This window comes from Xenophilus sp., assembly GCF_044462705.1.
Taxonomy (GTDB): Bacteria; Pseudomonadota; Gammaproteobacteria; order Burkholderiales; family Burkholderiaceae_C; genus Xenophilus; species Xenophilus azovorans.
Genome location: NZ_JBIQNC010000247.1, coordinates 1 through 6,405, shown reverse-complemented (window position 1 = coordinate 6,405; position 6,405 = coordinate 1). Strand labels below are relative to the sequence as shown.

Sequence of the window (6,405 nt, the reverse complement as noted above, 5' to 3'; positions counted from 1 at the left end):
TGCACCATCCCAACGCCGGCATCGGCATCGCGGCCTTTCTCGACAAGCGCGCGCCGCGCTACGAGTGAGCCGGTCGCTCGCGCGACAACCGGCTGCCGCCCCAGTCACTCAAAAGACAGACCATGGACGACCCCATTCTTACCATCGAAGAAAGAGAAGCGATCAACGGTGGTCGCTGGTTCACCTCCCTTTCTCCTTCCCTGCGCCACGACATCCTCCGATGCGCCTTCGTCAAACGCTACAAGGACGGCGACCTGATCGCCGCGCGCGGCGATCCGCCGGAACAGTGGATCGCGTGCGCCAAGGGCGCGGTGCGGGTGAGTTCGACGGCGGTGTCGGGCAAGCAGGTCACGCTGACCTACGTGGAGCCGGGCATCTGGTTCGGCGACGTGGCGATGTTCGACGGCGACCGGCGCACGCACGATGCCTATGCGCACGGGGACACGACCATCCTGTGCGTGGCGCGGGCCGACTTCCAGAAGATCCTCGCCTCGCACGTCGAGCTGTACGAGGCGCTGATGCGGCTGCAGGCGCGCCGCATACGCACGCTGTTCGGGCTGGTGGAAGACCTCAACACGCTGCCCCTGCGCGCGCGGCTGGCCAAGCAGCTCGTGCATCTGGTGCGCAGCTACGGCGTGCCCAACCTGGCGGACGGCAGCCAGATGCGCATCGGCCTGCAACTGGCGCAGGAAGAGCTGGCGCAGTTGCTGGGGGCCTCGCGCCAGCGCGTGAACCAGGAACTCAAGACCATGGAGCGCGAGGGCGCCATCCGCATCGAGCCGGCCGGCCTGGTGGTACTGGACCGCGATGCGCTCGCGCGCATCTCGCAGGCCGATGACTGAGAAGAAACAAGAGACATGACCGAGCAGCAGCAGGATTACAGCGCCTTCGTCGGCACGCGCGCCGTGTCGCCCCAGCACGCCTTCGACACCGAGGCCCTCTCGGCCTGGCTCGCGCAGCACCTGGAGGGCTTCCGCGGCCCGCTGACGGTGGAGATGTTCAAGGGCGGCCAGTCCAACCCGACCTACAAGCTCATCACACCCGGGCGCCAGTACGTGATGCGCGCCAAGCCCGGCCCGGTGGCGAAGCTGCTGCCCTCCGCGCATGCCATCGAGCGCGAATACAAGGTGATGAGCGGCCTGGCCGGCACCGACGTGCCGGTGCCGCGGATGCTGGCGCTGTGCGAGAACGAGTCCGTCATCGGCCGCGCCTTCTACGTCATGCAGTGCATGGAAGGGCGCGTGCTGTGGAACCAGTCCCTGCCCGGCATGAGCAACGCCGAGCGCGCCGCCATCTACGACGAGATGAACCGCGTCATCGCCGCACTGCACACGGTGGACTACAAGGCCCGGGGCCTGGCCGACTACGGCAAGCCGGGCAGCTACTTCGAACGCCAGATCGGCCGCTGGAGCAAGCAGTACAAGGCCTCAGCCGACGGCGCCGGCGAAATGTCGCAGCCCATCCCCGAGATGGAGCGCCTGGTCGACTGGCTGCCGGCCCACATGCCCGCCAGCGCGCGCGACGAATCCCTGGTCTCCGTCGTCCACGGCGACTACCGGCTGGACAACATCATGTTCCACCCCACCGAGCCGCGCGCCATCGCCGTGCTCGACTGGGAGCTGTCCACGCTGGGCCACCCGCTGGCGGACTTCAGCTACCACTGCATGGCCTGGCACGTGCCGGCCGAACTGGGGCGCGGCATCGGCGGCGTGGACATCGCGCCGCTGGGCATCCCCTCCGAGCAGGACTACGTGCGCCGCTACTGCGAGCGCACCGGCATCGCCACGCCCGAGCAGCTGGCGCCGGACTGGAACTTCTACCTGGCCTACAACCTGTTCCGCATCGCCGCCATCCTGCAGGGCATCGCCAAGCGGGTCGAGGCCGGCACCGCGTCCAGCGAGCAGGCCATCAGCTCCGCCAGGGGCGCGCGGCCGATGGCCGAGCTGGCCTGGCAGTTCGCGCAGCGCGCCTGAGCGGCCCTTCTCTTTTTTCTTCTTCTTTCGTTTTCCCCACCGCACCGGAGACAGCATGGATTTCGAGTTTTCCCCCAAGGTCAAGGATCTGCAGAAGCGCGTCGGCGACTTCATGGACCAGCATGTCTTCCCCGCCGAGGCGGAGTACGCGAAGGAACTGGCCGACAACACCGCCGCCGGCAAGCGCTGGAGCGCGCTGCAGGTGATCGAACGGCTCAAGGAGAAGGCGCGCGCGCAGGAGCTGTGGAACCTGTTCCTGCCCAACGACACGGCCGAGCTGGCGAAGAAGAAGGGCGGCGGCCTGACCAACCTGGAGTACGCGCCGCTGGCCGAGCTGATGGGTCGTGTGCCATGGGCCTCGGAGGTGTTCAACTGCTCCGCGCCCGACACCGGCAACATGGAGACCATCGCCCGCTACGGCAGCGACGAGCACCGCGAACAGTGGCTCACGCCGCTGCTGGAAGGCAAGATCCGCTCGGCCTTCGCGATGACCGAGCCCGAGGTGGCGTCGAGCGACGCGACCAACATCTGCACCCGCATCGAGCGCCAGGGCGACGAGTACGTCATCAACGGCCACAAGTGGTGGATCTCCGGCGCGGCCGACCCGCGCTGCAAGATCTTCATCACCATGGGCAAGAGCGACCCGGAAGGCCCGAAGCATTCGCAGCAGAGCATGGTCCTGGTGCCGGCCGACGCCAAGGGCATCCGCATCGTGCGCCCGCTGAACGTGATGGGCTACGACGACGCGCCGCACGGCCACGTCGAGATGTACTTCGAGAACGTGCGCGTGCCCGCCAGCAACATCCTGCTGGGCGAGGGCCGCGGCTTCGAGATCGCGCAAGGCCGCCTGGGGCCGGGCCGCATCCACCACTGCATGCGCCTGATCGGCCTGGCCGAGCGCGCGCTCGAACTGATGTGCCGCCGCGCCTCCTCGCGCGTGGCCTTCGGCAAGACCGTGGCGCAGCAGACGGTGACGCAGGAGCGCATCGCCGAGGCGCGCTGCCGCATCGACATGGCGCGCCTGCTCACGCTCAAGGCCGCCTGGCTGATGGACGTGGCCGGCAACAAGGTCGCCAAGACCGACATCGCCATGATCAAGGTGGTGGCCCCCAGCATGGCCTGCCAGGTGATCGACTGGGCCATGCAGGTGCACGGCGGCGGCGGCATGTGCGACGACTACCCGCTGGCCTATGCCTACGCCGGCGCGCGCACGCTGCGCTTCGCCGACGGTCCCGACGAGGTGCACCGCAACGCCATCGCCAAGTGGGAGCTGGGCAAGTACGCGGCCGACAAGCGCGAAATGGACCCGCCGGTCACCCGGTTCTGAGCCTTCCGCACTGGCCGAATGAAAAAAGCCCGCCGAAGCGGGCTTTTTCTTTGCGGCAGGCGTTCGTTCAGCCGGCCACCGTCGCCGCGATGCGCTTCGCGCAGGCTTCGGCCTGGGCCGCATCGCGCGCCTCGACCATCACGCGCAGCAGCGGCTCGGTGCCGCTGGCGCGGATCAGCACGCGGCCGGCGTCGCCCAGCTCGGCCTCGGCCTTGCGCGTCTCGGCCGCCAGGCGCGCGTTGGACTGCCAGTCCTGCCCCGGCGCCAGGCGCACGTTGACCAGCGTCTGCGGGAAGAGCTGCACGCCCTCCAGCAGCTCGGCCACCGTCTGGCCGCGCCGCACGCAGGCCTGCAGCACCTGCAGCGCACTGACCAGCCCGTCGCCGGTGGTCTGGCGGTCCAGCGCCAGCAGGTGGCCGGAGCCCTCGCCGCCCAGCAGCCAGCCGCGGCGGTCCAGCTCTTCCAGCACGTAGCGATCGCCCACCTTGGCCCGCACGAACTCGACGCCGGCGCGGCGGAAGGCCACCTCCACCGCCTTGTTGGTCATCAGCGTGCCGACCACGCCGGCCGGCTTGTCGCCGCGCGCCATGCGATCGGCCGCCATCAGCCACAGCAGTTCGTCGCCGTTGAACAGGCGCCCCGAGGCATCGACCAGTTGCAGCCGGTCGGCGTCGCCGTCCAGCGCGATGCCGTAGTCGGCGCCCTGCGCCTTCACCTCGGCGATCAGCGCCTGGGGATGCGTGGCGCCCACGTCCTTGTTGATGTTCAGCCCGTCGGGCCGGACGCCGATGCTGGCGACCTCCGCGCCCAGCTCATGGAAGACGGCGGGCGCCACCTGGTAGGCCGCGCCGTGCGCCGCGTCCACCACCAGCTTCAGGCCGCGCAGACTCAGGTCGTTGGGAAAGGTGCTCTTGCAGAACTCGATGTAGCGGCCGGACGCGTCGTCCAGCCGGCGGGCGCGGCCCAGCGCGGCGGAATCCACCCACACGGGCGGCTCGGCCAGCGCGGCCTCCACCGCCTCCTCCCAGGCGTCGCTGAGCTTGGTGCCCTGGGCGCTGAAGAACTTGATGCCGTTGTCGGGGAAGGGGTTGTGGCTGGCGCTGATCACCACGCCCAGGCTGGCGCGCTGCGCGCGCGTGAGGTAGGCCACGGCGGGGGTGGGCACGGGGCCCAGCAACACCACGTCCGCGCCGGCGGAATTGAAGCCCGACTCGAGCGCCGACTCGAGCATGTAGCCCGAGATGCGCGTGTCCTTGCCGATGAGCACCGTGGGCCGCGCCTGCGTGCGCTTGAGCACGCGGCCCACCGCGTGCGCCAGGCGCAACACGAAGTCGGGCGTGATGGGCGCCTGCCCCACCGTGCCGCGGATGCCGTCGGTGCCGAAGTACTGCCTTGCCATGATGTACCGATGCCCTTCTTGTCGTTGCTATCTATGAATCGTCCTGCGCGCGCATGGCTTGCCACACGGCCAGCGCCTGCGCCGTCTCCTGCACGTCGTGCACGCGCACGATGCGCGCGCCCCGCTCCACCGCCAACAGGGCCGCCGCCACGCTGGGCAGCATGCGGCCGGCCGGCGACGCGATGCCCGTCACCGCGCCCAGCGAGGACTTGCGCGACCAGCCGGCCAGCAGCGGATGTCCCGCCGCCAGCAGCTCGCGCTGCCGCGCCAGCAGCGCGAAGTTCTGCGCCACCGTCTTGCCGAAGCCGATGCCCGGATCGAGCACGATGCGATCGGCCGCCACGCCGAGCGCGCACAGCGCCTTCGCCGCCTCGGCCAGGAAGGCCGCGACCTGCGGCACCACGTCGCCTTCCATCGGCGCGGCCTGCATGGTCTGCGGGTCGCGGTGCATGTGCATCAGGCACACGCCGCAGCCCGCGTGAGCCGCCACCGCCTCGCGCGCGCCCGGCCGGCGCAATGCCCAGATGTCGTTGACGATGTCGGCGCCCAGGTCGAGCACGGCGCGCATCACCTCGGGCTTGTAGGTGTCGACGGAGACCGGCACGCCCAGCGTGACGGCCCCGCGCACCACCGGCAGCACGCGCGCCAGTTCCTCGTCCAGCGGCACGGCCGGGCTGCCCGGCCGGGTGGATTCGCCGCCGACGTCGAGGATGTCCGCGCCCTCCCCGATCAGCGCCTCGCAGTGGCGCAGCGCGGCGCGTGCATCGGCATGGCTGCCGCCGTCGGAGAAGGAGTCGGGCGTGACGTTGACGATGCCCATGACCTGCGGCCGCGCCAGGTCGAGCACGAAGCGGCCGGCGCGCCACGTGGACGGCGCCGGCGACCCGCCAACGAAAACGGGGCCCGAAGGCCCCGCCGATGTACCGGCTTCGCTCATCGGGCCGGGATCACGCCGCGGTGGGCGCCGGGTCTGGCTTGACGGGCGCCGAGCCGCCGCCGTTGCTGCCCGAGGGCGGCGTGCGCGGCGTGAAGTCCTTGGGCGGACGCGGCTCGCGGCCGGCCATGATGTCGTCCAGTTGCTCGGTGTCGATGGTCTCCCACTCGAGCAGGGCCTTGGCCATGGCGTGCATCTTGTCCTTGTTCTCCTCGATCAGGCGGCGCGCCAGGGCGTACTGCTCGTCGATGATGCGGCGCACTTCCGAGTCGACCTTCTGCATGGTCTGCTCGGAGATGTTGGTGGTCTTGGTGACCGAGCGGCCGAGGAACACCTCGCCCTCGTTCTCTGCGTAGACCATCGGGCCGAGCGCGTCGCTCATGCCGTACTTCATGACCATGTCGCGCGCCAGGTTGGTCGCGCGCTCGAAGTCGTTGCTCGCGCCGGTGGTCATCTGGTTCATGAACACCTCTTCCGCGATCCGGCCGCCGAACAGCATGCTGATCTGGTTGAGCATGTATTCGCGGTCGTAGCTGTAGCGGTCCTGCTCGGGCAGGCTCATGGTCACGCCCAGCGCGCGGCCGCGCGGGATGATGGTGACCTTGTGCACCGGGTCGCACTTGGGCAGCAGCTTGCCGATGAGCGCGTGGCCCGACTCGTGGTAGGCCGTGTTGCGGCGCTCCTCCTCGGGCATCACCATGCTCTTGCGCTCGGGGCCCATGAAGATCTTGTCCTTGGCCTTCTCGAAGTCCTGCATCTCGACCACGCGCGC

At 69.7% G+C, this 6,405-nt stretch carries 5 protein-coding genes and 1 pseudogene; 3 read left to right on the top strand and 3 right to left on the bottom strand.

Going from position 1 to position 6,405, the window contains the following annotated elements; translation table 11 throughout:
- Window positions 1-122: 122 nt before the first annotated feature.
- Genes ACIY1X_RS23640 through ACIY1X_RS23630 form a run of 3 tightly spaced genes read left to right on the top strand, consistent with a single transcriptional unit; the run spans window position 123 to window position 3,300 of the window.
- The gene (locus ACIY1X_RS23640) at window positions 123-842 is read left to right on the top strand and encodes a Crp/Fnr family transcriptional regulator (RefSeq protein WP_038209224.1); all 720 of its coding nucleotides are present in this window, start codon (window positions 123-125) and stop codon (window positions 840-842) included.
- A 15-nt stretch (window positions 843-857) separates the two neighbouring features.
- On the top strand, window positions 858-1,973 hold the full coding sequence (locus tag ACIY1X_RS23635) for a phosphotransferase (protein WP_038209227.1): 1,116 nt from the start codon (window positions 858-860) through the stop codon (window positions 1,971-1,973).
- A 55-nt stretch (window positions 1,974-2,028) separates the two neighbouring features.
- Entirely contained in the window at window positions 2,029-3,300 is a 1,272-nt protein-coding gene (locus ACIY1X_RS23630) for an acyl-CoA dehydrogenase family protein (protein ID WP_399685386.1), read from the top strand.
- Between the two features lie 67 nt (window positions 3,301-3,367).
- On the opposite strand, the gene glmM is transcribed toward ACIY1X_RS23630, so the two are convergent.
- From glmM to ACIY1X_RS23615, 3 genes and pseudogenes are all read right to left on the bottom strand, one after another.
- The gene (gene glmM, locus ACIY1X_RS23625; protein WP_399685384.1) at window positions 3,368-4,699 is read right to left on the bottom strand and encodes a phosphoglucosamine mutase; all 1,332 of its coding nucleotides are present in this window, start codon (window positions 4,697-4,699) and stop codon (window positions 3,368-3,370) included.
- A gap of 31 nt (window positions 4,700-4,730) precedes the next feature.
- Window positions 4,731-5,519, bottom strand: a complete 789-nt coding sequence (gene folP / locus ACIY1X_RS23620; protein WP_399685390.1) for a dihydropteroate synthase — start codon at window positions 5,517-5,519, stop codon at window positions 4,731-4,733.
- A gap of 127 nt (window positions 5,520-5,646) precedes the next feature.
- A pseudogene (locus ACIY1X_RS23615) lies at window positions 5,647-6,405 on the bottom strand (cell division protein FtsH); the annotation flags it as partial.

Bases quoted from the DNA above. Each gene is read 5' to 3' on its own strand.
- folP (WP_399685390.1), bottom strand. From the start codon at position 5,519: ATGGGCATCGTCAACGTCACGCCCGACTCCTTCTCCGACGGCGGCAGC.
- ACIY1X_RS23635 (WP_038209227.1), top strand. From the start codon at position 858: ATGACCGAGCAGCAGCAGGATTACAGCGCCTTCGTCGGCACGCGCGCC.
- glmM (WP_399685384.1), bottom strand. From the start codon at position 4,699: ATGGCAAGGCAGTACTTCGGCACCGACGGCATCCGCGGCACGGTGGGG.
- ACIY1X_RS23630 (WP_399685386.1), top strand. From the start codon at position 2,029: ATGGATTTCGAGTTTTCCCCCAAGGTCAAGGATCTGCAGAAGCGCGTC.
- ACIY1X_RS23640 (WP_038209224.1), top strand. From the start codon at position 123: ATGGACGACCCCATTCTTACCATCGAAGAAAGAGAAGCGATCAACGGT.